Origin of the sequence: Ligilactobacillus faecis (genome assembly GCF_029889745.1) — a bacterium.
Classification (GTDB): Bacteria; Bacillota; Bacilli; order Lactobacillales; family Lactobacillaceae; genus Ligilactobacillus; species Ligilactobacillus faecis.
This window is the reverse complement of record NZ_CP123639.1, coordinates 1,946,268-1,972,073: the sequence shown is the minus strand read 5'-3', so window position 1 is coordinate 1,972,073 and position 25,806 is coordinate 1,946,268. Positions and strand designations below refer to the sequence as shown.

The window sequence follows — 25,806 nt, the reverse complement described above, 5'->3', positions numbered from 1 at the left end:
TTTTTATATACTTTAAAATAAAAGCCCAAAGGTAAAAAGACAAAGCATCAAAGTCTCAGCTAAACAAGAGATAACGAGAAACTTTTGATCTGTCTTATCGTAATAATAGGCAAGACAACCTAAAATAAAGGCTGCGACCAAGCCTAGATCTACCGGAATAAACGTAAAGATCAAGATCAAGCACACGATCCACGTAACTAAACTAACTGCATAAGTCCAACGCCAATAGCGTAAATAAAAGATCGCAGTATAGATCAGCATCAAAAAGCCCCATGCGGTGATCAGACCAAAAGCGATCCAGCCTCTAGGATCAAAAGTGATCCCAAAAGCAAGTGGGTATAAAAGACACATCAAAAATAAATAATGGAAACAGCGCGTGATCGTGTCTAATACGCGATAAGCTCGCGTGTTGGCCAAACCTAAAGTGATCACTTTCAAGAGTAAGTACAAAGCTCCGCTACTTAAACAAAGTGAACAAGCGACGTTCCAACTAGTCTGGTGCCTACCAGCTAGTAAAGTCACTAAACTGAAAAATAGAAATAAAAAGAGGTTTGCACCTGTGATCAAAGAACTTGCAACTAAATTTTTAGTTGTATATTTTTGCGAAAGCATATTATCCCTTCTTTGAAAATAAATTAAATATCTGTTCTATTTTAACACATTTTAGCTTTTCTGATCGTTTTGAACAAAACGTGCTATAATTTAGGCTAACAGCATTTTACGCTTAAAATAAAATTTATCTAGGGAGGAAGAGATATTATTTGAAAAAAGTCAAAGAGATAACTATTTTTATTTTAGCTGTTGTCGCTGTAGCAACTAGTGTTTTTTTGATCTTTCAAACTTTAATGCCAAATAAAAGTAAAACAACGACAACAGCAGAAGTCAAAACATCGACTAAACAAAGTTCAGCAAGCAGTAGTACTAAAAAGCAGCAACTGACTTTAGTGGCACTAGGCGATTCATTGACTCATGGTGTTGGCGATACAAATAATGATGAAGGTTATGTCGGGCGGATCAAAACTAAACTTGAAGCTAAAGATCCAGTTGAAGTCAAAACATATAATTACGGCAAGACCGGTGATCGAAGCGATCAGATCAAAGCACGCGTAGATAAAAATGCAACTCTTCAAAAAAATTTGGCAAAAGCAGATGTGATCACGCTGACTGTTGGTGGTAATGACCTGATGCAAGTTTTACAACAAAACTTTTTATCCTTAGCCGATAATAAATTGAGTAGTGCGATGCCACAAGCAAAAGAAAATTACGCTACCAAACTCCAACAGTTACTACAGACAGTTCGAACATACAATCAAAAAGCCCCGATCTTTTTGATCAGTGTCTATAATCCTTTTTATGTCTATTTTCCAACATTGACTCAGATCCAGAAATATACGACAGAGTGGAACGAAGTAACTAAAGATGTCTTAAAGGAAGATCGACCAGCATACTTTGTAGATGTGGAAGCTAGACTATCTGAGGGACAGTATTATGGTCGTTCAAAAGAAACATTGCTTAAAAGCAGTACGGTCGATCTAGCTGATCTTTCAGACACCCAATTAGAAAAAGTATTAACAAATGATCAAGAAAAAAATGATTATCTATCATCAGCTGACCATTTTCATCCTAATGCTAAAGGGTATGATTATATGACACAGCAGTTATTCAAGACGATGCAAAAACATAAAAGTACTTGGTTGAATGGAGATTGATCTATGGATAAAAAAGTAAATGGCTGGAAGTGGGCTTTTATCGTTCTTTTAGGCGCGATTCTTGGGCTAACACTTTTCTTATGGCTCAAAGTCACAACGCCTAATCAAGATCAACAAGCGCTCACTAATAAAGAACAAAAAACTACCAGTAAGAAATATGCTGACTTAAACGTTGCAATGAACAAAGAACAATTAAGTGCAGCTGTCAACTATTATCTGCAACAAAATCAAAAGCAAGGATCGATCAAATATCGCTTTATTTTAGATAATTCAGCGATCTTGATGGGAACAACTAAGATCTTAGGCAAGAACGTCTCATTTACGCTTTATACGCAACCTAAACTAGATAAAGAGGGAAATATCCAGTTAAAAGCACGTTCAGTTGCGATCGGTTCACTTAACGCACCACCTAACTTTGTTTTAGGTTATATCAAAAATAATTATGATCTAGGAGCTTGGGCAACGATCGATGCGAAAAAAGAGACAATCACTTTAGATCTTGATCAATTGACTAAAAAGCAAGGTATCAAGATCAAAGGTCGGAGTTTAGATCTATCCAAAAACGATCTGAATTTTGATGTTTCTTTCCCACTTGAAAATACCAATTAAGAATAGAAGGGCTAGTAAATTGAGAGAAAGTTTTTACCGTTATTTGATGACGAAACGTGATCCAAATGGGCAAGATGAGCTGACGCTTTTTGCTAATAATGCATTTTTTGATCAAGCATTTCCGAAACAGTCACATGACTACCATGAGATCGCTCATTATTTAGAATTGAATGCAACTTACTTACCTTCAATGACGATCTTTGATGATGCTTGGCAAAAATATTTAGAAGAGGTGATCTGATTTGGCAAAAGAAGAACATGAGAAGAAAAAAGAGTCTTTTAAGAAGAAAATGAAAAAAAAGCGTTTTGGACTTTGGACGTTGATCTTAGCCTGTTTAGGTGCTGTTATTATTAGTGGTGGCACAGTCTTTTTGATCATGGGCCGACAAGTTCAAAGTCTCCAAGCTACAAATGAATCGATGGGAAAGATCAATACGATCTATAATGTGCTGTACAATAACTATTACAAAGAGGTCAATCGACAAAAATTAGTTGACGGTGCGATCACTGGGATGGTCAATGCTTTAGGCGACCCGTTCACCGAATACATGGATGAATCTGAAAGTCAAAGTTTAAATGATTCGATCTCGGGAAGTTTTGGTGGTATTGGAGCGCAAGTTCAAAAAAGTGGTAATGAGTTGAAGATCATTGCACCGATCGCCGATACACCAGCAGATAAAGCAGGGCTTAAAGCAAACGATGTGATCGTCAAGATCGATGGTAAAGAAACCAAAGACCTTACTTTGAATAAAGCTGTTTCTACGATGCGCGGAAAAGTTGGAACGAAAGTTAAATTAACGATCAAACGTGGTGATACGACTTTTGAAAAAACTTTGACACGGGCTAAGATCCCAGTCACAACGGTCGAGGGGAAATTAGATAAAGATGATCCTAAGATCGGTTGGATAACAGTCGCTTCATTCTCGGAGAATACGGCTAAAGAATTTAAACAGACGATCCAAAGCCTTAGGAAAAAAGGGGCTACTTCATTTATCGTAGATGTTCGTAATAATCCAGGTGGTTTGATGGATCAAGCTTTAGCGATGTCATCGATGTTTGTTGAAAATGGTAAGCCACTTTTACAAGTTCAAGAACGAGATGGCGCTCCGACTGTCTATAAAGCAAGCAACAAATTAGACGATGGTTTTAAAGTCAAGGAAAAGACAGTCGTTTTGATCAATGGTGGCTCAGCTAGTGCGGCTGAGATCTTTGCTGCAGCTTTACATCAGTCAGCAAATGTGACGCTTGTGGGGACGAGATCCTATGGTAAAGGGACAGTGCAAAATACTTTACCGTTTAGCGATAAGACCGAGCTCAAATTGACGATCGCTAAATGGTTGACGCCAGATGGGACATGGATCCATCACAAAGGTTTGAGCCCAGATGTTGAAGCTGATTATCCTAAAGTGGCGTACCTACCAACGATCGACACAAAGAAAACTTACAGTGAAGGTCAAAGCTCAAAGCAGATCAAAAATCTTAAGCAGATGTTAGCCTTTTTAGGGTATGATGTTGAAGATACTTCGGAATTTGATGCTAAGACCAAAGCCGCACTTGAAAAATATCAGACTGAGAATCACTTGGCGGTAACTGGAACTGCTGATAAAGAAACTGTTCAAAATATCGAGGCTAAAACGGCTCAAAAAGTCGCTAAAGAGGATAATGCTTATCAAAGAGCAAAAGAGCAATTAGAAAAATAACATTAAACTAGGCTGGGTAAAAATACAGCCTAGTTTTTTTATGTTACAATGAGAGAAGCAAATATTGTACTGTGAAGGATCAAGCAGGATGAAAATAAAAACGCATAAAAAGAATTTAAAAAGTTGGCTAGCACCTGCGTTATTAGCGATCTGTGCTGCCTTATTCGTCCGATATTTTTTGGTCACGCCTCTTGAAGTAACTGGAACTTCGATGCTTCCGCAGATCCATGATCATGATGAACTTTTGATCAAGCATTTTGGACAGATCAAACGCTTTGATATCATCACTTTTAAATTACCGACAGGTGAAACATATATCAAACGCGTCATAGGACTTCCGGGTGATACTTTAGAATATAAAAACAACAAACTTTACGTTGATCATCGATACATCCCTGAAGAATTTCTTGGAACTAATTTTCAAAATAGCACTGCTGATTTTAAATTAAAAGAGCTTTTAGGTGTCGAAAAGGTGCCAAAGGATTGTTACTTTGTTTTGGGTGATAATCGTCAGATCAGTCGTGATTCTCGTAGTTTTGGGATGGTCCAAAGTTCTTGGGTCTCAGGTAAAGCTTTAGGGATCTATTGGCCACTAGATCATATCAAAATTTTTTAATAAGGCAACAGCTCTGATTCGAACTGTTGCCTTATTAAATTTATTTTTGTAAAAAACGATCGATCGCAGGTAAAGCAATACGATCAAAACGAGCGTTTAGATAGTGTTCTCCGTCAGGGACTGTTACTAACTGAGCATTTTTGAGCATGGTCGTTGCTTTAGTGGCATAAGTGTATGGAACGACTTGGTCAGCTGTACCATGAATAATCAGTGTTTTAGCTTTGACTTGTGTTAATTTTTGCTCAAGATCGATCTTTAAAGCATCTTGTAGATAAAGGGCTCCAAGACGCGCATTTCGATGCGTGATCACTGGCGGGATCTTAGCGGGGTCGTTGACATGTAATTTAGCATAAGTTTCTTTGACATCATCAAATAAGACGTAGGCTGGAAACAAAAGGATCAAGCGTGCGACATCTTGAGGATGATCTGCAGCATAAAGGCTTGCTACGACACCACCTTGACTAGCTCCAAGTAAAGTGATCTTTTTTGGATCAACGAATTTTTCTTGTTTTAGAGCCGAAACGACTGTTTTTAGATCATCTTCTTCAGTTAGGATCGACATTTTGAGCATATCTTGCCCCCCACTTTTAGAATGCCTGCTACCACCAAAAAAATCAAAACGATAGACTAAATAACCTTGACGAGCTAAGTGTAAAGCATAATCTTCATACATTTCAAGCGTATTATTGAACCCATGGGCGATGATCACTAATGGCAGCTGGCGTTTAGTGTAATTTGCTGGTGCAGTCAACTTACCATAGAGACGCTGGCCTTGATGGGCAATATGATACGTTTTAGTAATGACTTTGTTTGGATGATGAGATACAGTAGCTTTTTTTGATCGGCAAGCACTTAGAAAAAAGAGACAACTAGTCGCTATCAGCAATATGAGATATTTTTTGAACGTGTTCAATTGTAAAAGTATCCCTCTCTAAAAATTTGGTAGATAAAAGCGTTCCTTTTACTGAAAGTTATAACATTTATGTTAGAAGTTGTCTATTTTGAAAGGTAAGATAAATTTTTTACAGTAGTAATCGTCGTTGTTCGATGATAAAATATAAACTCTAAGTATTGAAAATAGCACTTGAAAAATCGTGTTATAATTAAGGTGAGTAAAGACTCATTTTTAGAAAGATCTTAGTGAGTCTTAGATATGAAAGGATCTATTTTCATGGCTATTATCCAATGGTTTCCAGGACACATGGCCAAAGCTATGCGTCAAGTAAAAGAAAATTTAAAATTAGTCGATATCGTTCTTGAATTAGTCGATGCGCGCTTACCGGAATCTTCACGTAATCCACAACTAGCCGAGTTGCTCAAAGATAAGCCAAGTATCGTTGTTTTGACTAAAAAAGATCTTGCGGATCCAAAACAAACACAAAAATGGATCGAGTATTATGAGACACTGGGGCAACCAGCTGTTGCGATCAACAGTGTTCAAGGCTCTTTAAAGGTGATCGATACTAAGATCAAGAGTGTTTTAGCTGAGAAATTAGCTAATAAAAAAGCTCGCGGGATCAGATCACAACGGATCAAAGTGATGTGTATCGGGATCCCAAACGTTGGCAAATCAACACTTTTGAATCATTTGGTCAAGAAAAATGTTGCTCAAGTCGGAAATCGTCCAGGAGTGACTAAAGCACAACAATGGTTAAAAGCTGGCAAAGATCTGCAACTTTTAGATACTCCCGGGATCTTATGGCCTAAGTTTGAAGATCCACTAGTGGGTAAAAAGTTAGCTCTGACAGGTGCGATCAAAGATACTTTGTATGCTAAAGATGATGTTGCCTTATACGAGATCGAAGAATTTATCGAGACAGCTCCGCAACAATTATGTGAACGTTATAAATTAGCACCGGAAGTCTTGGAACTTCCGACAGTTGAGGTGCTATTGGAGATCACTAAAAAACTAGGCTTTAAAGATGATTATGAACGAGCTAGTGAACGTTTGATCTTTGATTGTCGAAAGGGTAAGCTGGGACGCTACACACTTGACCGTGTTCCACAAGAGGTTAAATAATAAGAGGCAGGAGGACTTGTTTGGGCAAGCCCTCTTCCTTATTTTAAATGGAAGGTGAGTTTTATGGCAGAAACGATCGCACAGATCAAACAAAGTTTAGCTGCTGAGCCTAGTGCCGAGTTTTTAGCGCAACTCAGCTCTGATCCCCGTAAAGGAGTCCAAGATGCACTTGCTTCATTTTATAAAAAGCGCGAAAAGATCATGAAAAAGCAAGCTGAATTTGAAAAAAGATTACAACTTGAAAAAGAATTTTGGAAGAGTGGAAAAGAGTATGTAGCCGGCGTAGATGAAGTCGGCCGCGGACCATTGGCGGGGCCTGTTGTAACGGCTGCAGTCATCTTGCCACATGATTTTTCACTCTATGAAGTAAATGATTCTAAACAAATTTCAGAAAAAAAGCGTGAAGAATTGTATGGCAAAATACTTGAATGTGCCTTAGCTGTTTCTGTAGGTGTTGCTGATAATAAGTTGATCGATCAGATCAATATTTATCAAGCAACACGCATCGCAATGAAGGAAGCAGTCGAAGCTTTGACGATCAGACCAGATCATTTATTGATAGATGCGATGGTGATCGATACACCGATCGAACAAACAAAATTGATCAAAGGGGATGCACGCTCTGCTTCGATCTCAGCGGCTAGTATCGTTGCTAAGGTCAATCGTGATCACTTGATGCGCTTTTACGATGAACTTTATCCTGGCTATGAGCTTGCCAGTAATGCTGGTTACGGAACTAAAAAACATCTTGCTGGTCTGAAAAAATATGGGGCATCACCGATCCATCGTAAAACTTTTGAACCAGTCATGCATTTTCTGGAAAAATAAGCGCTACTTGCGTATATCTATAGTAAGAGGTGATAACGGTGAATGAAGAAGAACTGCTCTTACTAAAGTTACATTTGTGCGGATTAGACTTAAAAAGTGAAATGCAGATCGCCAATTTTTTATTGACACATGAAAGCATTCCGACCAAACAAGAACTATGGTCTTTGTTAGAACTTTCAGCGTCCAAGAAAGAAGACCTTATGACTAAGTTAGCTAGTCGAACGCTTGAACAAAAACTCGAAAAAAATCTTACGCAAACGAAAGTTTTAACGATCTTAAATAGTCAATATCCTGAACAATTACGTGAAAGCTATCGGCCTCCGATCGTTTTATTTTATCAAGGGGACATCACTTTACTAGAGCGACCTCTTTTTGGTGTCGTTGGAGCTCGGCAAAGCACACATTATGCTTATGAAGCTCTAAAACATTTATTACCTCCGGTGGTCAAACAAAAAATAGCACTCGTCAGTGGTCTAGCGAAAGGAGTCGATGGGTTAGCTCAGCGCTTGACGCTTGAATTTTCTGGAAAAACGGTCGCAGTTATTGGAAACGGACTAGATATTTCATACCCCAATGAAAATAAAGCACTCCAGTCGCAGATCGGACGCTCGGGTCTGATTTTAAGTGAGTATGCCTTAGGTAGTCCGCCACTGCGCTATCATTTTCCTATGCGCAACCGGATCATTGCTGGTCTGATCAAAGTTTTGTTGGTGGTCGAAGCGCGCCATCATAGTGGTAGTCTGATCACAGCTAATCTAGCTTTGCAAGAAAATCGTGAAGTTTTAGCGCTTCCAGGGCGTATCAACGATCCATTTTCCCAAGGTTGTAACGAATTGATCGCCGCTGGTGCTAAAATTGTTTTGACTGCCAATGACATTTTAGAAGAAATGTTTTGAGCTATTTAGTCTAAAAACTTTTAAAGGATCATCTTAAAATACCTTAGTGCTTGACAAAGTCATATGGGATAGCATAACATGAGTAACGATTTTAATGCGAAACTTTCTGAACAGATAAGAATATATTACTTAAAGGAGTTGTCAGTATGCCGAGGTCTACAGGGACTGCAACAAAGAAAAAAACAAAACGAAAAATAAAAAAGAATTTAGTGATCGTTGAATCACCTTCAAAGGCTAAAACGATCGAAAAATATCTAGGTTCACGCTATAAAGTTATGGCTAGTTTAGGTCATATCAGAGATCTACCTAAAAGTAAGATGGGTGTTAATGTCGAAAATAACTATGAACCTCACTATATCTCGATTCGTGGTAAAGGTGATGTGATCAAAGAGTTACGTAAAGAAGCTAAAAAAGCTGCACACGTCTATTTAGCAGCCGATCCAGATCGCGAGGGAGAGGCGATCGCTTGGCATTTATCGTATTTACTTGGATTAGACCCAAAAGATAAGAATCGAGTAGTTTTTAATGAGATCACTAAAGATGCAGTAAAAAATGCTTTTAAAAATCCACGTGCGATCGATATGAATCTTGTTGACGCCCAACAAGCAAGGCGCGTTTTGGATCGGCTTGTTGGTTATTCGATCTCACCTCTGCTTTGGTCCAAGATCAAAAAAGGCCTTTCGGCTGGACGCGTCCAATCGATCGCGCTGAATTTGATCATCCAGCGTGAAAATGAGATCAAAGCGTTTAAGCCAGAAGAATATTGGACGATCAATGCCCAATTTAAAAAAGATAAGTCTAAGTTTGAGGCAACTTTCTATGGTATCGATGGGAAAAAGCGTGCACTTAAAAATAATGATGAAGTAAAAGAAGTATTAGCTAAGATCGATCCTAAGAAACCTTTTTCTGTTGCAAAAGTTGAAAAGAAAGAACGTAAGCGTCAACCTCAAGCACCATTTACGACTTCGACTTTACAACAAACTGCTAATAATACGCTAAAATTCAAAACTCAAAAAACAATGATGTTGGCGCAACAACTTTATGAGGGGATCAATATCGGTAAAGCTGGTACAGTTGGTCTGATAACTTATATGCGGACAGATTCAACGCGGATCTCAAATGTTGCTAAACATGAAGCGGCTGATTTTATCCATGAAGAATATGGTGAACAATATGCGGCTGTTAAACAAAGAAAAGCACCTTTAGCTGAAGGTGCTCAAGATGCACACGAAGCGATCCGTCCTTCAAGTGTCTTACGAACACCAAAATCACTTGAAGCATATTTAACAAAAGATCAGTTACGACTCTATACTTTGATCTGGTCACGCTTTGTCGCTAGTCAAATGACACCTGCGATCGTTGATACGATGCGTGTTGATCTAGATCAAAATGGGGTGACATACCGTGCCAATGGATCGAAACTTAAGTTTGACGGCTTTACAAAAGTTTATGCTGAAACAAAAAGAAAAGATAACATTTTACCTGATCTTAAGGAAAATGATGAAGTTACGTTAGTTCAAAACCAACCAAACCAACACTTTACGTTACCACCAGCGCGTTATACCGAAGCTAGTCTGATCAAGACACTTGAGGAAAACGGGGTCGGACGTCCATCAACATATGCGCCGACGTTGAATGTGATCCAAAAACGTTACTACGTCAAACTAGCAGCCCGAAAATTCGAGCCGACCGAATTAGGTGAGATCGTCGATAATATGATCCAAGAGTGTTTCCCAGATATTTTGAATGTAGATTTTACAGCCAACCTAGAAGGGCAACTTGATGAGATCGAAGAAGGTAAGCAAGAATGGGTCTCGATCATTGATGAGTTCTACCGTCCGTTTTCAGATGAAGTTCGCCAAGCCGAGGAAAAATTAGCTAAAGTAACGATCAAAGATGAACCCGCTGGCTTTAATTGTGATATTTGTGGAGCACCGATGGTCATCAAAATGGGGCGTTACGGTAAATTCTACGCCTGCAGCCGTTTCCCAGATTGTCGCAATACTTTAGCGATCATCAAACAGATCGGGGTGACTTGTCCACTTTGTGGGCGCGGGCAAGTTGTTGAACGTAAATCAAAGAAAAACCGTGTCTTTTATGGTTGTTCTCGTTATCCTGAGTGTGAATTCGTCTCTTGGGACAAACCAGTTGGTAGAAATTGTCCTAAATGTGACCACTACTTAGTTTACAAAAAGACTAAAAAAGGTCAGCAAGTCAAGTGTCCAAACGGGGACTACGAAGAAGCTTTACAAAATAATTGATCAAAAAATGAAAGGAAGCTATACTTGATTTTTCAGTGTAGCAAAAAGATTTCTTATGACTACTAGTATTAATGTTATTGGTGCTGGTTTAGCCGGTAGTGAAGCTGCCTGGCAGATCGCCAAGCGTGGCCTAAAAGTTAAACTCTATGAGATGAGGCCAACTAAAAAAACACCTGCACACCATACGCAAAATTTCGCAGAATTAGTCTGCACTAACTCTTTGCGAGCAGATCAGTTGACGAATGGAGCGGGGCTTTTAAAAGAAGAGATGCGTCGTTTAGATTCGATCATTATGGCAGCAGCAGATGCTCATAATGTTCCGGCCGGAGGAGCCCTAGCTGTCGATCGCGATACGTTCTCAGAAGCAGTTACGAAAAAATTAACTGAGCATCCTAATATCGAAGTCATTCGCGAAGAATTGACTAAGATCCCAGAAGGATTAACGATCATTGCGACTGGACCGTTGACTTCAGATCCTTTAGCACAAGAGATCAAAAAGTTGACTGATGATGAAGGACTGTATTTCTATGATGCAGCGGCACCGATCGTTGAAAAGGCTTCTTTAGATATGGATAAAGTTTATCTCAAATCACGTTATGATCGTGGTGAAGCAGCTTACTTGAACTGTCCGATGACCGAAGAAGAATTTTATGCTTTTTATCATGAGCTGATCAATGCTGAAACAGCAGAGCTCCATGATTTTGAAGACAAGAAGTTTTTTGAAGGGTGTATGCCAATCGAACAAATGGCCTCGCGAGGCGAAAAGACAATGCTCTTTGGACCATTGAAGCCAGTTGGTCTAGAAGATCCTCGAACTGGCAAGGAACCTTTTGCAGTTGTACAATTACGCCAAGACAACGCGTCAGGAAACCTCTATAATTTAGTTGGTTTTCAGACACATCTCAAGTGGGGGGAACAAAAGCGTGTCTTCTCGATGATCCCTGGTCTGGAAAATGCACAATTTGTTCGTTATGGTGTGATGCATCGCAATACTTACTTGCGCTCACCTGAATTTTTAAAGGCGACGTATCAAACAAAAAAACGTGATGATCTACTATTTGCAGGGCAAATGACCGGTGTTGAAGGTTATGTTGAAAGTGCAGCTAGTGGTCTTTATGCTGGGATCAATGCAGCATTGATCGCTCAAGGTAAAGATCCACTTATTTTCCCAGAAGAGACGATGATGGGAGCGATGGCTCACTATATCACACATGCAAGTCCTAAACATTTCCAACCGATCAATGCTAATTTTGGGATCATCCCACGTTTGGAAGGGAAACGGATCCGCGATAAGCGTGAACGTAATTTAGCTTTATCGATGCGTGCTTTAGAAAATTTAGAAAAATTTAAAGTGAAAATTGAGAACTAATATTAAAAACAGCTTGAGTCCTGAACGACTCAGCTGTTTTTTTACAATGCTTGACTAATATTGACCAATGTTAGAAAATATTTTTAGGTAGGTGAGATAAGGATATGCTAGAAGAAAAGTGGATGGCAGAGTTTAAAGAATATTTAACAGTTGAACGCCAGTACTCTCCCAAAACGATCACAGCCTACTTGAATGATCTGACAGAGTTTGCAGATTTTTTGGCTGAGACGGGTAAGAAAGTATCTTTTACAGATGTAGCTCGATTCGATACACATGTCTATATGAGTTCTCTTTATGATAAAGAATTAAAAACAGCGAGTATTGCCCGAAAAGTTTCTAGTCTAAGAGCTTTTTATCGTTTTTTGATGAAGACAGGCCGAGTTAAAGAAGATCCCTTTGAGTATATCCAACTAAAGCAAAAACCTAGAAACTTACCGCGGTTCTTTTATGAAAAAGAGTTAGACACGCTTTTTGTAGAAACAGCTGGGAACGATAAGCTTTCGATCCGGGATAACGCATTATTAGAGACACTTTACTCTACAGGGATGCGTGTCAGCGAATGCGTCGGACTTAAAGTGAATGATATCGACTTTGAATTAAAGACGATGCTTTTGCACGGCAAAGGGCGCAAAGATCGTTATGTTCCTTTCGGTTCATATTGTTATGATTCTTTGAAGCGCTATTTGATCAAGTCTAGGCGTCCCTTGATGACTAAATATCACAAAGAACATGAATATGTTTTTGTCAATCACCATGGTGACCCACTTACTCCTGCGGGGGTAACATATGTTTTAGAACAGATTTTAAAAAGAAGTTCACTTTCAAGTTCGATCCATCCTCATGAATTACGGCATACTTTTGCGACACATATGTTGAGCAACGGTGCTGATCTAAGAACCGTCCAAGAATTATTAGGACATAGTAGCCTATCGACAACACAGATATATACTCACGTGACACCCGAACATTTGAAACGGGATTATCGAAAGTTTTTTCCACGTGCATGATCTAGGAGGAATATTATGACAGTATCATTTCACGCAACTACGATCTGTGCGGTCCGTCATAATGGACACACAGCAATGGCTGGAGATGGCCAAGTAACTATGGGCGAGAAGGTCATTATGAAAGGTTCAGCTAGAAAAGTTAGACGGATCTATAATGATCAAGTCGTTGTCGGTTTTGCAGGTAGTGTTGCTGATGCATTCAATCTCGAAGATAGATTTGAAAAAAAATTAACGCAGTATAGTGGTAATTTACAACGCGCTGCCGTAGAGTTAGCGCAAGAATGGCGTAGTGATCAAGCTTTACAAAAATTAGAAGCGCTTTTGATCGTCATGGATAAAGATAATCTCTTACTTGTCTCAGGTTCAGGTGAAGTTATTGAACCTGATGATGATATTTTAGCGATCGGTTCAGGAGGTAATTATGCTTTTGCAGCAGCTAAGGCAATGACGGCATATGCTAAAGATCTTTCAGCTGCTCAGATCGCACAAAATGCGATCAAGATCGCTGGTGATATCGATATTTTTACCAACCATAATATTATCGTAGAAGAACTTTAAAGGAGTGGTCAGTTTGGAAAAAATCGAAAAAACCCCTAGGCAGATCGTTGATGAATTAAATAATTATGTTATCGGTCAAGATAAGGCTAAAAAAGCGATCGCGATCGCTTTACGTAATCGTTACCGGCGGATGCAATTACCAGAAGAGATGCAAGATGAGATCACACCTAAAAATCTGATGATGATCGGGCCAACAGGTGTCGGGAAGACAGAGATCGCACGACGCTTAGCTAAGATCGTTGAGGCTCCGTTTATCAAAGTTGAAGCAACTAAATTTACAGAAGTTGGTTATGTTGGACGTGATGTCGAATCAATGGTTCGTGACTTAGTTGAAGTTTCCTATAAGATGGAACAAGATAAACTATTTAAACAAGTACGAAGCCAAGCAGTTCAAAAGGCAGATAAACGTTTAGTCAAGTTACTAGTACCTGCTCAAAAGGAGCAACGTTCAAATGAACAAGAAAGCTTTGCGCAAATGATGCGTGACCTCCAGACAGGTAAGATCCCTAATTTTGCCAACTTACAAGGTGAGACTGAGAATGAAAATGTGACAGAAGATATCAAGAACAAACGTCTTAGTGTCTCAGAAAAATTAAAACGCGGTCTCCTCGAAAATGAAGACGTAACGATCCAAATGGAAGATCCAGCTCAAAAACTCCAAGGTTCAGATGGAATGTTAGGTCAAATGGGGATCGATCTTTCAGACACATTGGGCGCATTGACTCCGAAAAGAATGATCACTAGGACGATGCCAGTCAAGGAAGCACGTGAAGTTTTAGTCCGTGAAGAATCTGAAAAATTGATAAATACGGCTGATGTTGCAAACGCAGCGATCAAACGTGCTGAAAATACAGGGATCATCTTTATCGATGAGATCGATAAGATCACTTCAAAATCAAAACAAAATGCTGGTGAAGTGTCGCGTGAAGGCGTGCAACGCGATATTTTACCGATCGTTGAAGGCTCACAGATCAAAACTAAGTACGGGATCATCGAAACAGATCATATCCTATTTATCGCTTCTGGTGCTTTTGCACAAACAAAACCAAGTGATCTGATCGCTGAATTACAGGGACGTTTTCCTATCAGAGTCGAATTAGAAGATCTTTCGAAGGAAGATTTTGTTAAGATCCTAACAGAGCCAAACAATGCTTTGATCAAACAGTATATCGCGATCATTGGAACAGATAATATCGAAGTAACATTTACGATCGAGGCGATCGAAAAAATAGCTGAGATCGCTTATAAGGTCAACCATGAAACAGATAATATCGGAGCTAGGCGTTTGCATACGATCTTGGAAAAACTTCTCGAAGATCTGCTCTTTGAAGGACCTGATATGCAAATGGGTGAGATCACGATCACCGAAGCGTATGTGGCAGATAAAGTTGGTAAGATCGTAGCCGATAAAGATCTTAGCCAATATATTTTATAATACACATAAAAATGGTCACTAAGGACTCAGTTGAGTACTAGTGACCATTTTTTATATTAAAACACTGTGATCGCAAAAGTATAATTTTTGCTTTGATGTCCGTCCAAACGCTCGATCAAGTATTTATCTTTGAACTTGCCAGTCGTTTGGTAAGTGTCTGCTACTGCCCACCAAGGTTCAAGGCAAACAAACTCACCTTGAGCTGGATAACAAGACCAGATCCCAAATGCCTTAGCATCTGCAACAGTCAAAGTAACACCATGATCATGTTTAGTGTTACGTAAAGTAGCTTTTAACGGCTTTTCTTCTAGTTCATAGACTAAAGCGTCATCTTTAAATAAAGCGTGTGTAACAGGTAAAAGAGACGTTTTTGAGGCAGATGTATTTTCAAGATCAAGTAAGTTAGCCCGAAGAGGGATGATTTTACGCTTAAGTTCAGGTGCAAGTTCCACTTGATAATCTGTGTAAGCATCATTAGGTAGAAGTTTCGTTGAGAAAGCAGGGTGAGCGCCAAGACCATAATACATTGGGCGATCTCCTAGATCAAAAACCGTATAGTTGAAACTTATACTGTTTTCAGTCAAGGTGTATGTCAAAACAAGTTTAAAGTCAAAGGGATACTTGGCTTTTGTTTCATCAGAAGCGAGTAATTCAAAAGTCGCAGTTGTATCTGTTGCTTTAGTCACAGTAAAATCAAGGTCGCGCGCAAAGCCATGTTGACTCAATTGATATGTTTTATTTTCAAATTCGTATGTATCATTTTTTAAACGACCAACGATCGGAAATAAGACTGGTGAATGCCGTCCCCAAAAGGCAGGATCGCCTTGCCAGATATATTCGATCCCATTTTTCTTATTATATAAACTTGTCAATTCTGCTCCATGTTCAGAGATCTTAGCACAAAGAGTCTCATTTTCTAAGATAAGTGCCAATATATTTCAACTCCTTTAAAAGTAATATGTTTATTATATCATTGATCACAATTCGATATTAAGCTCAAAAAAGACCACTCTTCATATTTGATGAAGAGTAGCCCTTTAATCCTCTTTTTTTAAACGGTGCTTATAGCCTAGCCCAAATGGGACCATATTTTCAGTACCATTTTTGATCCGTTCGATATTGCCATAGTGGCGAATAAAAACAAAAATAGTCAATGCGATCGCCACGCCAGATAGGAGTAGATCTTTAAAAAACAAAGAAACGATCGTGATCAGTAAAAAACCGACCATACTTGCAACACTGACCATACTTGAGATATAGAGCGTGATCAAAAAAATTGCCCAAGCGATCACAAAAAAGAGTGGATCGTATACTAACAAGACGCCAACACTAGTTGCGACAGCCTTACCACCTTTAAATCCAGCAAAGATCGGATAGACATGCCCGATGATCGCCGAAAGACCAATAAGTAAAACATTAACGTTACTATGAAAGAAATAAGGTAATAGAGCTGCCAATGTTCCTTTGAACATGTCCATCAATAGCACGATCGTACCAGCTTTTTTTCCAAGTACGCGAAAGGTATTAGTCGTTCCCATATTTCCACTGCCATAATCACGGATATCTTTTCCATACATTAGTTTTCCGACCCATACACCAGAGGGGATCGAGCCGATCAAATAACCTATGATCAGCATAAGTACTATTTTAAAAGTTTCAGACAAAGAAACATTCCTCCTTAAAAAACATACGACTAATTTTACTCATTTTTGAGATCAAAAGCAACCATCAAAAAAGATAAACAAAGATGATATATAGCCCAGCTGCAAAGGCCCCTAGGCCACAAACAAGCATCGATGCTTTGAGCGCACCGCTTGTTTTTTCCCACGGGATGCTTTTTCCGCCAGTCAAAATACTTGTTTGCTTTAAGACAAGCAATGAGAAACTAGCACTTAAAAATAAAATGCTCATCAATAGATAACCAATAACTGCGAAGATCATGATCCCAGTATAAGTACTACACATGATCAAAATAACACTTAGTAGTAAAGCTATGGCAAACCATAATCGTTTGTTCATAATAAATAAAACCTCCTAGACCTACAAGACAATTATGACATTTTTTGCAACTTTTATCCAAAGAGATGATTTTCTATTAAGTTATATAAATAAATTTCGTTAAATTTACTTGTTGAAACTGCTAATTTTTAAGTTGATGACTTGATTTTGTTAGCATCTAAATTATAGATATGGATACTATTTTTAAATTTGTGGATATTTTCTGTCTTGTTTCACTCCACCAATTGGTTACTATTGAGCGCAATTTTACTCGAGTTGGTTGATTTGAAAAAGCGTCTGAAAGTTACAAGGTACGGTAGAAGTATCAGAGTGTACGCTCCACTTTTGCAGTGACCTCCTTTAGATTTTTTGATAAGACAACAGTTTTGCGCTAGGGTCTTACAGATCGACGGTGCTGAATAAGTGCCATCGATCCTTACCGGTTAGAGTTTTGTGAGTGGCTTTAGCTGGTTAAAAATAAAACTAAAAAGGGTTAGCTGATTGGCAAGTTGCTCAGAAAATAAAGTACAGTACGACTAGATACAACGAATTAAAGATCGTAGCTTGCATAGAATTTGCAGAACAATTGCACGTTCAAACAAATCAGCTAGATTTGAGAGTTATGAAGTGATAAAAGTATTGTATTTTTGTAATGTGTATAGTACAATGAGATAGTACCAAGGAGGAGGTGAGATTGATGAACCTGCTCAAAAAGCTAAAAATAAAAAAGCCTACAAAAACCAAATTAACCGTCAAAATTCATTTGGTAATCGTAAGCTTCGAATGGCATTTTGAGTGGTAACATTAATTAGTTACCACAGGAGGGGAATTGCCCTTCCCCTTCTTGGTACTTTTAGTATAACACATCAAATAGGAGGTTGTGCAAATGAAGTTATTCGAATATCAAAAGGGTAAATTTAAAATGAGTGCCTCTGTCAGAAGAACAACTAAAAAAGAGATGATCACAAGCACGATCGCGTTGATCGTCATTATTGGTTTGGTTGCTTGGTGGGTGATGAAGTAATGGCATTGTCACAGACAGAACGAAACAAACGTTGGCAAGAAAAGAATAAAGAGAAGTCCGCCTATATGCGTAAGCGATCGGTGGCAAGAACATTCATTACAAAATACGGTAAGCATGAAGATTTATTAGAGTTAAAAGAATTACTTGATAAGAAGTTATCAGAATAAAATCGTCGGAAAACCGCTGAAAAATCACGTTGATCCGTCGTAAATGCGTTGGTAAATCGCTGTTCTAGAGTGATACTATGATATTATCCAAGAAATAGATGAGATACAGTTATTTATCAATTAATCTATTTCAAGTAATCTGACGGCTCAGAACGTCACTAAATAAATCTAAGCGTGTGGGCGCGTTAAGTCCTTGCCACGTAAATTCCGAGAGTGTGGCAAAATGGCTTAATCTAGTGAGCGGTATTTCCCTATGCCGTGCTGGTGCAACTCCAGCGTGGACCTTTATTTTTAATAACATCCAAGAGTCAGCTTACCGGCTGGCTTTTTATTTTGCAGAAAGGGAGCAATATGAAACAGACAAAAGACGCTGGTCTGTGAGCTGTAGCTTGGAAGAGTATCTAAACAGATAAAAAAATTGCAGAAATGAAGAATTATATGATTACAGGTTTATCGCCTAAGGATGCATGTTTGTTGCTTAATGTATCTGTTTCGACTTGGCGATTATATGAAAAAGATCACTCGGATATTAGGCGAAAAAGGAAACAATGGCAAGGTATGTTAAAAGCGCAAGCTAAGATTAACATAGCAAATCAATTATGGCCTCTAATGTTGTTGGACTATCCGTATATCTATTAGATAAAGAGGAATCTAGGGAAATCAAATGTGCGCAAAACGCTTTGACAAGAGCTAAGGCTAAGAAAACAGTGATTGAAGCAAAAATAGCAGAAGCGCAACTTAAAGAGCTCGAGACTCTATCGGGGTTACAAAATAACGTATTTGTTGTAGATGACATCAAGGAGACTAAACAAGATGACTAATGTTGTAAAATTATCTGAACAGATAAACCCACATTTCTACGGTATGTGGAATACTAAAAAGCCTTATATCATCGCTAAGGGTGGTCGTGGGTCGTTCAAGTCATCTGTAATCAGTCTGCGCCTAGTTGTCAATGTGTTGCAACAAGTACAAGAAAATCGTAAGGCTAACGTGATCTGTGTGCGAGAGAATGCAACATACTTGCGCGATAGTGTCTATAATCAAATTTTGTGGGCTATGGATCTATTGCATGTATCTGATGAGTTCAGAGCATACTCATCACCTCTCAGGATCGTGCACAGACGGACTGGAAGCACGTTTTATTTTTACGGTGCTGATGATCCGTTCAAACTTAAATCAAATACGGTTCGTGACATTGTTTCGGTATGGTTTGAGGCGGCTGCGAACATGAAAGGGACCGATGTATTTGATCAAGCGATCCCGACGTTTATCCGACAAAAAGCAAGGTATATTGATACTGTACAAGTATTCTTTAGTTATAATCCACCAAGAAACCCGTATGACTGGGTAAATGAGTGGGTGACTGATAAAGAAAACGATCCCGACTATTTTATCGATACGAGTACTTACTTGGATGATGAACTGGGTTTTACGACTGAGCAACAACTAAAGCTCATTGAAAAGTACAAAGAAAATGATCCAGACTACTACCGCTGGCTTTACTTAGGTGAAGTTGTTGGGCTAGGTACTAACGTCTATAACTTCGATTTATTCAAAAAGGTGGACCAGATCCCTGATAATGATTATTTAACTGATTTTTATTTTTCGATGGATATTGGTCATGATGTATCTGCAACTACCTGTGGTGCTTATGGTCTGTCAGTGAACGGTAATCTTTATGTGTTAGATACGTATTATTACAGCCCAGCAGGTAAGGTGCGCAAAAAGCCACCGACAGAACTAGCACAAGATGTGCATGACTTCGTTGAAGAGATATGCGATCGCTATAATATGGATCCAGCCAATATGACAGCAGATAGTGCTGATGGTGCGTTAGATAATCAGTATTATTCGATGTTTGGTGTGCATTGGCACAAAGTGGCTAAAAAGAAAAAAGTTGAGATGATCGACCGGGCGCAGGATATGCTTGCGCAAGGTCGTATTTTTGTGCTGGACATCGACAACAATCAAGTCTTTTTGTCTGAACATCGTGACTATCGATGGGATGAAAAAACATTGAATAGCGATGATCCTAAAGTCATCAAGGAAAAAGATCATACTTGCGATCAATTCATGTATCTGTGCTTAGACAATGAACGTGACTTTGATTTGAAGTGGTAAAGGAGGCGATAACGTGGGTGTGCTTTCAACGGTAAAAAATTGGTTTAGGAAAGGTGGTGCAAGTTTAGGCATGATAAAGAGTTTAACGTTAGTTACTGATGATAGACGGATCGCAATGGATCCAAGTGAATACACACGTATAAACGTAGCTAAAAAGTATTATTCTAACGATTTTAAGCCTATTGAATTTATTAATAGCTATGGCGATAAGCGAACGAGTAAGTATGAAACTGTCAATGTAACTAAGTTAGCTGCAAGACGATTAGCCTCGATCATCTTTAATGAGGGATGTAAGGTCGAGATCGGAGATGACAAGAAGGCAAATGAGTTGCTTGAAAGCGTCTTTTTAGATAATGAGTTCTACTTAACTTTTGAAGAATACCTTGAAAAATGGATCGCTTTAGGTAGTGGAGCTATCAGACCTTATGTACAAGATGACAAGATAAAACTTGCTTGGATCACGGCAGACCAATTTTATCCGTTGCATGTTAATACAAACGATGTCAAAGAAGCTGCAATTGCAAGTAAGACAACGGTCGTCGAAGATGACAAGAATGTTTACTATACGCTCCTTGAGTTTCACGAATGGCAAGGCGACAACTATGTGATCATAAATGAGCTTTACCGATCGGATAGCGCTGATAGTGTTGGTGTGCAGGTGCCGTTAAGTTCAATCGATGAATATGCTGATACGCAAGAAACGGCGACGCTAACGGGTTTAGTTAAACCTTTGTTCGCTTTCTTCAAGACTCCCGGGGCTAACAACAAGATGTTAGAAAGTCCGTTGGGATTAGGTTTGATTGATAACGCTAGATCAACAGTAGATGCGATCAATCGCACCCATGATGAATTTATTTGGGACGTTAGATCAGGCAAAAGACGCATGGTAGTTCCTAAGTCGTGGCTAAAACGTCCAAATGCTAATTCAAGGCGGAGAGATAACGATACTCATCCACCAATGTTTGATCCAGATGAAACAGTTTATCAAGCTATGTACGGTGATGATGGTACTATCGGCTTTCATGATATGTCTGTTGCGATCCGTGTGGATCAGTATTCAAGCACAATGGAATTTTTCTTACATGAGTTTGAAAATGAGATCGGACTCTCGCAAGGGACATTCACACAAAGTGCCAGCGGTATACAAACTGCGACAGAAGTAGTTTCAAATAATTCGATGACGTATCAAACTAGATCAAGTTATCTGACCATGGTAGAAAAGACGATCGCACAACTGGTAGATGCTATTTTAGAACTTGCTCAATGTGGCGAGCTTTTTAGCGATGGGAAAGCTCGTTGGACTGGTGATGTGCAAAAGGTCAATATTAACATCGATTTCAACGATGGTGTATTTATTGATCAAGATGCGCAACTGAAAAACGATCTGCAAGCACTACAAGCAAATGCATTACCGATCAAGCAGTTTTTGATACGTAATTACAGCTTAGATGAAGCTACTGCTGATGAATGGATACAACAACTTGAAGAAGAAAAGTCAAGTAGCGAGCCTGCACCAAGTGGTGAGGTAGGCTTGTTCGGAGGTGCTGACGATGGAACTAGAACAGATGTTGGCGAAAGCGGACAAGATAGCTGATTATTACGTTAAGCTACAACAAAAGATCTTTTATTTGCTGATAGATAACTTCAAGGCAACGAGACCTGAACTAATAAATCAGGATGATCCAGACAGCATTTTAGAATGGCGTCTAAGAGCTTTAGCTAAAATTGGCGCTCTTACTAAAGAGACGATCCGAATTGTCTCAAATACCTCTGGAAAAGCTGAGAGCTATATCTATGATTTGATCAAAGATGATGGGCTAGAAGTCGCAAAGGACATCAATGCTGAACTATCTGACGCGCTGAAACAAAATAAGCCGATCAGTCCAGAAGTGAACAGCATCGTTAATAGTTACGCTGCGCAAACATTTAGAGATATTGATAACAATGTTAATCAGTCGCTATTATCCACTAATCGTGCGAGAAATGGGGCTGTGAGAGTTTATCAAGATATTATCAATCAAACAGCCTTAGAAGTGCAAACAGGTCTCAAAACGCCTGACAGAGCCTTAAAGGACAATATCTATAAATGGCGTGATAATGGTATCAAAACTAATTTAGTAGACAAAGCTGGACACAACTGGAGTTTAGAAGGTTATACTCGCACTGTGATCCGTACTACTACAGCTAGAACTTATAACGATCTGCGTATTCAAAGCATGAAAGATTTTGGCAGTGTGCTAGCAACTATGTCTAGTCATCCAGCATCAAGACCTGCATGCGCTCCTATTCAAGGGAAGATAGTCAATATCGTTCCAAGAGAAAGCTCAAGATACGATCCTGAATATCCTAGCATCTATGATCACGGTTATGGTAAGCCAAGTGGGTGCTTTGGTATAAACTGTGGTCATAAGTTATATCCGTATATCAAAGGGGTGTCGCATAATTTTCAAAAGCAGTACGACCCTAAAGAAGCGATTGAAAAGCAAAAGATCCAACAAAAGCAACGATACTACGAGAGAAATATCAGACGTCTAAAGTACAATTTAGATCTTGCCAGACGTCAAAATGACGTATCAAGTGAGAGAAAGTTCAATCAAGCTATTAGAGGGTATCAAGCTAAGTTACGCAATCTAGTGAAAGACAATGACTTCTTGACACGGCAGTACGATCGTGAACAAATAATTTCACCAAATAGGGCAGTAATTGAGCAATTTAGGCAAGATATAAGGTATAATATGACTAGAAAGAAAGTAGTTGATAAAACATCTGTTCCGATAAGCCGACCAGAGTTGAATAGGATAACAAAAAGCTTTAGAAAATCTGGTGGTAAGATCCTTATGGGACCTGAAATAGATGAAAGGCTTTCGAATATCGGTGCGGAAGCTTCAATTATTGGCGATGATTTGATAATGTTTTCTTCTAAAGCAGGTAGAGCAGCAATTCACGAAGAATTAATACATGCAAAGCAGAAACGAGCTCACGGTGAGCCTAAAAATAATGCAGAAATTTGTAAGCGAGAAATTGAGGCAGGAAATATTTTGCTTGAAAATTCTGATAAGTGGAAACTTACAGAACAAGAGATAGAAAACACAAGATTGCTCATTAAGAAATATACAAAAGACTTAGAAGATTTGAGGGATGGCGAATGAAAGCTTTGGATGTTTATTACTTAGATTTTAAAGATACAACTTGCATTACTGTCCCTAGTCTCAAGTTTAAAGTGGGACAGAAAATTAGTGATGATCAAGGTAATATTTTTGAAATAAAGGGTTTATCAACATTTAGCGGCTTAACAGCTAGAAGGGATGTTTTAAATCTTATTGTTCAAGGGAAATTCGAAGGAAACACAGTAACTTTACTTTAGCATCGGGAAACCGGTGCTTTTTTGTTACAAGAAAGGAATGTATAGCTATGAAAAAGAATGTTGTTGAAGTTTGTGATTTTTGTGGTGCTGAGATTACAAATGAATTACTTGGTGTAAGTCCAGAAAATGATAATGTCTTGATCTGTGAAGAATGCGTTGAAAAAGCACAAAAAAATTTACAAGATGCAAAGGGAAATAAAGTAGGTGTCAGTGTTTTTGGAATCAAATATGATGGAGACACTAAAGTCTCAACTGTTGATGTTACCTTAGATTTAAAACTTTGGTGTAAGCCTACTTTCGATAATATGAAGCTAGTTGAAAAACTAGGACGGAACATCAACGACATGAAACTCTAATATTTGACCTAAGCAAGTCGTAAAAAGGCTTATTTTTTATGCGATCAGATCAGCGTGGAGCGTTCCACGTAAAATAAATACGTTAGGAGGTATCGCATAATGCAACGAGAATTTTTACAGAACTTAGGACTTAGTGATGAGCAAGTTCAAGCTGTTTTGACTCAACATGGCAAGTCAACAAATGAGATCAAAGGAAAGCTTGCACAAGCAGAAGAGCAAGTGACAGACCTGCAACAGCAGATCAGCGATCGCGACAAGCAACTAAAGAAACTTGAAAAAACTGCTGGTGATAATCAAGAGTTAGCTCAAGAGATCGACAAATTGCGAAAGGAAAACGAGCAAACATCCAAAGATTATCAAAGTAAGATCGCACAACAAGCTAAAGATTTTGCGATCAGTAATGCATTGAAAGATGCAGGTGCTAAAAATACAAAGGCAGCACTTGCGTTGTTAGATATGGATAAGGTATCTGTCGATGAAGAAGGTCAACTATTCGGATTATCCGAACAGTTAGAAGAGCTTCAAAAAACAGATGCCTATTTATTTACACCAAAACAAGAAGAAAAACAGGAAAAAGGCCCTGTTAGTCTATTCGCTGGTGGTAATCCTAGCTCTAATATTGCTAACGATCCTAAAAATATGTCATTAGACGAACAAACGGAGCTATATCGTAAAGATCCTGCACAATGGCGAAGTTGGTTCGGCAACAAATAGAAAGGTGGAATTTTAAATTATGGCAACACATTTATCTGACATGATTATTCCTGAAGTTTTCGGGAATTATGTATTGAATACAACACTTAAAACTAACCGCTTTGTATTAAGTGGTATTTTGACACCCGATCCAGATCTTGGACCACGTTTACTTGATGCCGGTACAAAGATCACAGTACCATTCATTAATGATTTATCTGGCGATCCAGATAACTGGACCGACACGGATGATATTCAAGTAAATCAACTCACATCCGGGAAGCAATTAGGTTTGAAATTTTATCAAACTAAAGCTTTTGGCTATACTTCGTTGTCACAAATGATCTCTGGTGCACCTACTCAAGCAACAATCGGTAATCGTTTCGGTAATTTCTGGATTCGTGCAGATGAAAAGATGTTATTAGCTGTTTTAAATGGTGTCATGGGAGTCAGCAAAGTAAAAAATACGAAATTTTATGACGCTACTGTTAAGACGCCAACGGATGCAGCCTTTAGTGCTAAAGGATTTATCGCCGCTATTAGTTTGATGGGCGACTTACAAGATACTTCTTTTGGTGCGATCGCGGTCAACTCTGCTACTTACTCGATGATGAAGATGCAAAATCTTATCGAAACGATCCAGCCACAAAATGGTGCTTTACCATTTGAAGCTTATAACGGCTTGCGGATCGTGCTTGATGACGATATTCCAGTTGACTTGAGTAACAAACAAAAGCCAACAACAACATCTTATATTTTTGCACCGGGAGCAGTTCGCTATTCTAGCATTTTAGCAAGTACCGAGACTAAGTACGATCCAACTAAAGATGGTGGGACAGATGTGATTATTCAAAAACGTGTAGGTACGATCCATGTTGCTGGTACTTCGGTCAAACCATCATTTGAACCAGCTAAAGGAGCATACCCAACGATCGAAGAGCTTGGAAAGTCAAGTACTTGGGAAGTTGTAGATGGCATTGATCCACGTACGATCGGTGTTGTTGCATACAAAGCTGAATTAGATCCTGCATTAGTTCCGGGGGCAGAAGTTGCAACAGGTGGCACAGGAGCTTAA

The 25,806-nt window shown here is 38.8% G+C and carries 28 protein-coding genes; 23 read left to right on the top strand and 5 right to left on the bottom strand.

Annotation, left to right across the window (positions count from 1 at the left end):
• Nucleotides 1-12 precede the first annotated feature (12 nt).
• Nucleotides 13-612, bottom strand: a complete 600-nt coding sequence (locus QFX10_RS09060; protein ID WP_280605908.1) for a hypothetical protein — start codon at nt 610-612, stop codon at nt 13-15.
• A gap of 149 nt (nt 613-761) precedes the next feature.
• Here QFX10_RS09060 and QFX10_RS09055 point away from each other — a divergent pair, with 149 nt between their 5' ends.
• The 5 genes from QFX10_RS09055 to lepB all read left to right on the top strand — a co-directional run bounded on the left by QFX10_RS09055 (nt 762) and on the right by lepB (nt 4,634).
• On the top strand, nt 762-1,709 hold the full coding sequence (locus tag QFX10_RS09055) for an SGNH/GDSL hydrolase family protein (protein ID WP_280605907.1): 948 nt from the start codon (nt 762-764) through the stop codon (nt 1,707-1,709).
• A gap of 3 nt (nt 1,710-1,712) precedes the next feature.
• Nucleotides 1,713-2,318, top strand: a complete 606-nt coding sequence (locus QFX10_RS09050; protein ID WP_280605906.1) for a YpmS family protein — start codon at nt 1,713-1,715, stop codon at nt 2,316-2,318.
• 19 nt (nt 2,319-2,337) lie between these two features.
• On the top strand, nt 2,338-2,559 hold the full coding sequence (locus tag QFX10_RS09045) for a YozE family protein (protein ID WP_280605905.1): 222 nt from the start codon (nt 2,338-2,340) through the stop codon (nt 2,557-2,559).
• Nucleotides 2,560-2,608: 49 nt separating this feature from the next.
• Nucleotides 2,609-4,018 (top strand): S41 family peptidase, encoded by a 1,410-nt coding sequence (locus QFX10_RS09040; RefSeq protein ID WP_280607273.1) that lies wholly within the window; start codon nt 2,609-2,611, stop codon nt 4,016-4,018.
• A gap of 88 nt (nt 4,019-4,106) precedes the next feature.
• Nucleotides 4,107-4,634: a signal peptidase I gene (gene lepB / locus QFX10_RS09035; protein ID WP_280605904.1), complete on the top strand. Its 528-nt coding sequence runs from the start codon at nt 4,107-4,109 to the stop codon at nt 4,632-4,634.
• Nucleotides 4,635-4,674: 40 nt separating this feature from the next.
• Here the strand turns inward: lepB and QFX10_RS09030 are convergent, their stop codons facing one another.
• A complete protein-coding gene (locus QFX10_RS09030) occupies nt 4,675-5,547 on the bottom strand; it encodes an alpha/beta hydrolase (RefSeq protein ID WP_280605903.1) in 873 nt (290 codons plus the stop codon).
• Between the two features lie 258 nt (nt 5,548-5,805).
• Between QFX10_RS09030 and ylqF the strand changes: the two genes are divergently transcribed.
• The 8 genes from ylqF (at nt 5,806) to hslU (ending at nt 15,008) form a co-directional block, all read left to right on the top strand.
• The gene (gene ylqF / locus QFX10_RS09025) at nt 5,806-6,654 is read left to right on the top strand and encodes a ribosome biogenesis GTPase YlqF (RefSeq protein ID WP_280605902.1); all 849 of its coding nucleotides are present in this window, start codon (nt 5,806-5,808) and stop codon (nt 6,652-6,654) included.
• A gap of 63 nt (nt 6,655-6,717) precedes the next feature.
• Entirely contained in the window at nt 6,718-7,482 is a 765-nt protein-coding gene (gene rnhB / locus QFX10_RS09020; RefSeq protein ID WP_280605901.1) for a ribonuclease HII, read from the top strand.
• A 38-nt stretch (nt 7,483-7,520) separates the two neighbouring features.
• Complete coding sequence (gene dprA, locus QFX10_RS09015; RefSeq protein WP_280605900.1) at nt 7,521-8,378, top strand: DNA-processing protein DprA; 858 nt, start codon at nt 7,521-7,523, stop codon at nt 8,376-8,378.
• A gap of 146 nt (nt 8,379-8,524) precedes the next feature.
• On the top strand, nt 8,525-10,639 hold the full coding sequence (gene topA, locus QFX10_RS09010) for a type I DNA topoisomerase (protein WP_280605899.1): 2,115 nt from the start codon (nt 8,525-8,527) through the stop codon (nt 10,637-10,639).
• A gap of 55 nt (nt 10,640-10,694) precedes the next feature.
• Complete coding sequence (trmFO, locus tag QFX10_RS09005; RefSeq protein WP_280605898.1) at nt 10,695-12,008, top strand: methylenetetrahydrofolate--tRNA-(uracil(54)-C(5))-methyltransferase (FADH(2)-oxidizing) TrmFO; 1,314 nt, start codon at nt 10,695-10,697, stop codon at nt 12,006-12,008.
• A 104-nt stretch (nt 12,009-12,112) separates the two neighbouring features.
• Nucleotides 12,113-13,015 carry a tyrosine recombinase XerC gene (xerC, locus tag QFX10_RS09000; RefSeq protein ID WP_280605897.1) on the top strand — a complete coding sequence of 301 codons (903 nt, stop codon included), beginning with the start codon at nt 12,113-12,115 and terminating at the stop codon, nt 13,013-13,015.
• A 15-nt stretch (nt 13,016-13,030) separates the two neighbouring features.
• Nucleotides 13,031-13,573 carry an HslVU peptidase proteolytic subunit gene (hslV, locus tag QFX10_RS08995; protein ID WP_280605896.1) on the top strand — a complete coding sequence of 181 codons (543 nt, stop codon included), beginning with the start codon at nt 13,031-13,033 and terminating at the stop codon, nt 13,571-13,573.
• Between the two features lie 13 nt (nt 13,574-13,586).
• On the top strand, nt 13,587-15,008 hold the full coding sequence (gene hslU / locus QFX10_RS08990; protein ID WP_280605895.1) for an ATP-dependent protease ATPase subunit HslU: 1,422 nt from the start codon (nt 13,587-13,589) through the stop codon (nt 15,006-15,008).
• Between the two features lie 56 nt (nt 15,009-15,064).
• Here the strand turns inward: hslU and QFX10_RS08985 are convergent, their stop codons facing one another.
• From QFX10_RS08985 to QFX10_RS08975, 3 genes are all read right to left on the bottom strand, one after another.
• Nucleotides 15,065-15,940 (bottom strand): aldose 1-epimerase family protein, encoded by an 876-nt coding sequence (locus QFX10_RS08985; protein WP_280605894.1) that lies wholly within the window; start codon nt 15,938-15,940, stop codon nt 15,065-15,067.
• Nucleotides 15,941-16,045: 105 nt separating this feature from the next.
• The gene (gene plsY, locus QFX10_RS08980; RefSeq protein WP_280607272.1) at nt 16,046-16,645 is read right to left on the bottom strand and encodes a glycerol-3-phosphate 1-O-acyltransferase PlsY; all 600 of its coding nucleotides are present in this window, start codon (nt 16,643-16,645) and stop codon (nt 16,046-16,048) included.
• A gap of 91 nt (nt 16,646-16,736) precedes the next feature.
• The gene (locus QFX10_RS08975; RefSeq protein ID WP_280605893.1) at nt 16,737-17,027 is read right to left on the bottom strand and encodes a hypothetical protein; all 291 of its coding nucleotides are present in this window, start codon (nt 17,025-17,027) and stop codon (nt 16,737-16,739) included.
• Nucleotides 17,028-17,892: 865 nt separating this feature from the next.
• Here QFX10_RS08975 and QFX10_RS08970 point away from each other — a divergent pair.
• The 10 genes from QFX10_RS08970 (at nt 17,893) to QFX10_RS08925 (ending at nt 25,806) form a co-directional block, all read left to right on the top strand.
• A complete protein-coding gene (locus QFX10_RS08970) occupies nt 17,893-18,030 on the top strand; it encodes a hypothetical protein (protein WP_280605892.1) in 138 nt (45 codons plus the stop codon).
• Nucleotides 18,030-18,197, top strand: coding sequence for a hypothetical protein (locus QFX10_RS08965; protein ID WP_280605891.1), 168 nt, complete (start codon nt 18,030-18,032; stop codon nt 18,195-18,197). Before QFX10_RS08970 ends, QFX10_RS08965 begins: the two co-directional genes overlap by 1 nt.
• A 599-nt stretch (nt 18,198-18,796) precedes the next feature.
• On the top strand, nt 18,797-19,018 hold the full coding sequence (locus QFX10_RS08960) for a hypothetical protein (RefSeq protein ID WP_280605890.1): 222 nt from the start codon (nt 18,797-18,799) through the stop codon (nt 19,016-19,018).
• Nucleotides 19,011-20,318, top strand: a complete 1,308-nt coding sequence (locus QFX10_RS08955) for a PBSX family phage terminase large subunit (RefSeq protein WP_280605889.1) — start codon at nt 19,011-19,013, stop codon at nt 20,316-20,318. Before QFX10_RS08960 ends, QFX10_RS08955 begins: the two co-directional genes overlap by 8 nt.
• Nucleotides 20,319-20,331: 13 nt before the next feature.
• The gene (locus QFX10_RS08950; protein ID WP_280605888.1) at nt 20,332-21,912 is read left to right on the top strand and encodes a phage portal protein; all 1,581 of its coding nucleotides are present in this window, start codon (nt 20,332-20,334) and stop codon (nt 21,910-21,912) included.
• Nucleotides 21,869-23,467 carry a phage minor capsid protein gene (locus tag QFX10_RS08945; RefSeq protein ID WP_280605887.1) on the top strand — a complete coding sequence of 533 codons (1,599 nt, stop codon included), beginning with the start codon at nt 21,869-21,871 and terminating at the stop codon, nt 23,465-23,467. Before QFX10_RS08950 ends, QFX10_RS08945 begins: the two co-directional genes overlap by 44 nt.
• Complete coding sequence (locus tag QFX10_RS08940; RefSeq protein WP_280605886.1) at nt 23,464-23,682, top strand: hypothetical protein; 219 nt, start codon at nt 23,464-23,466, stop codon at nt 23,680-23,682. The genes QFX10_RS08945 and QFX10_RS08940 overlap by 4 nt, the downstream gene beginning before the upstream one ends.
• A 47-nt stretch (nt 23,683-23,729) precedes the next feature.
• Nucleotides 23,730-24,038 carry a hypothetical protein gene (locus QFX10_RS08935; RefSeq protein ID WP_280605885.1) on the top strand — a complete coding sequence of 103 codons (309 nt, stop codon included), beginning with the start codon at nt 23,730-23,732 and terminating at the stop codon, nt 24,036-24,038.
• Nucleotides 24,039-24,137: 99 nt separating this feature from the next.
• Nucleotides 24,138-24,752 (top strand): phage scaffolding protein, encoded by a 615-nt coding sequence (locus QFX10_RS08930; RefSeq protein WP_280605884.1) that lies wholly within the window; start codon nt 24,138-24,140, stop codon nt 24,750-24,752.
• 19 nt (nt 24,753-24,771) lie between these two features.
• Nucleotides 24,772-25,806 (top strand): replication protein, encoded by a 1,035-nt coding sequence (locus QFX10_RS08925; protein WP_280605883.1) that lies wholly within the window; start codon nt 24,772-24,774, stop codon nt 25,804-25,806.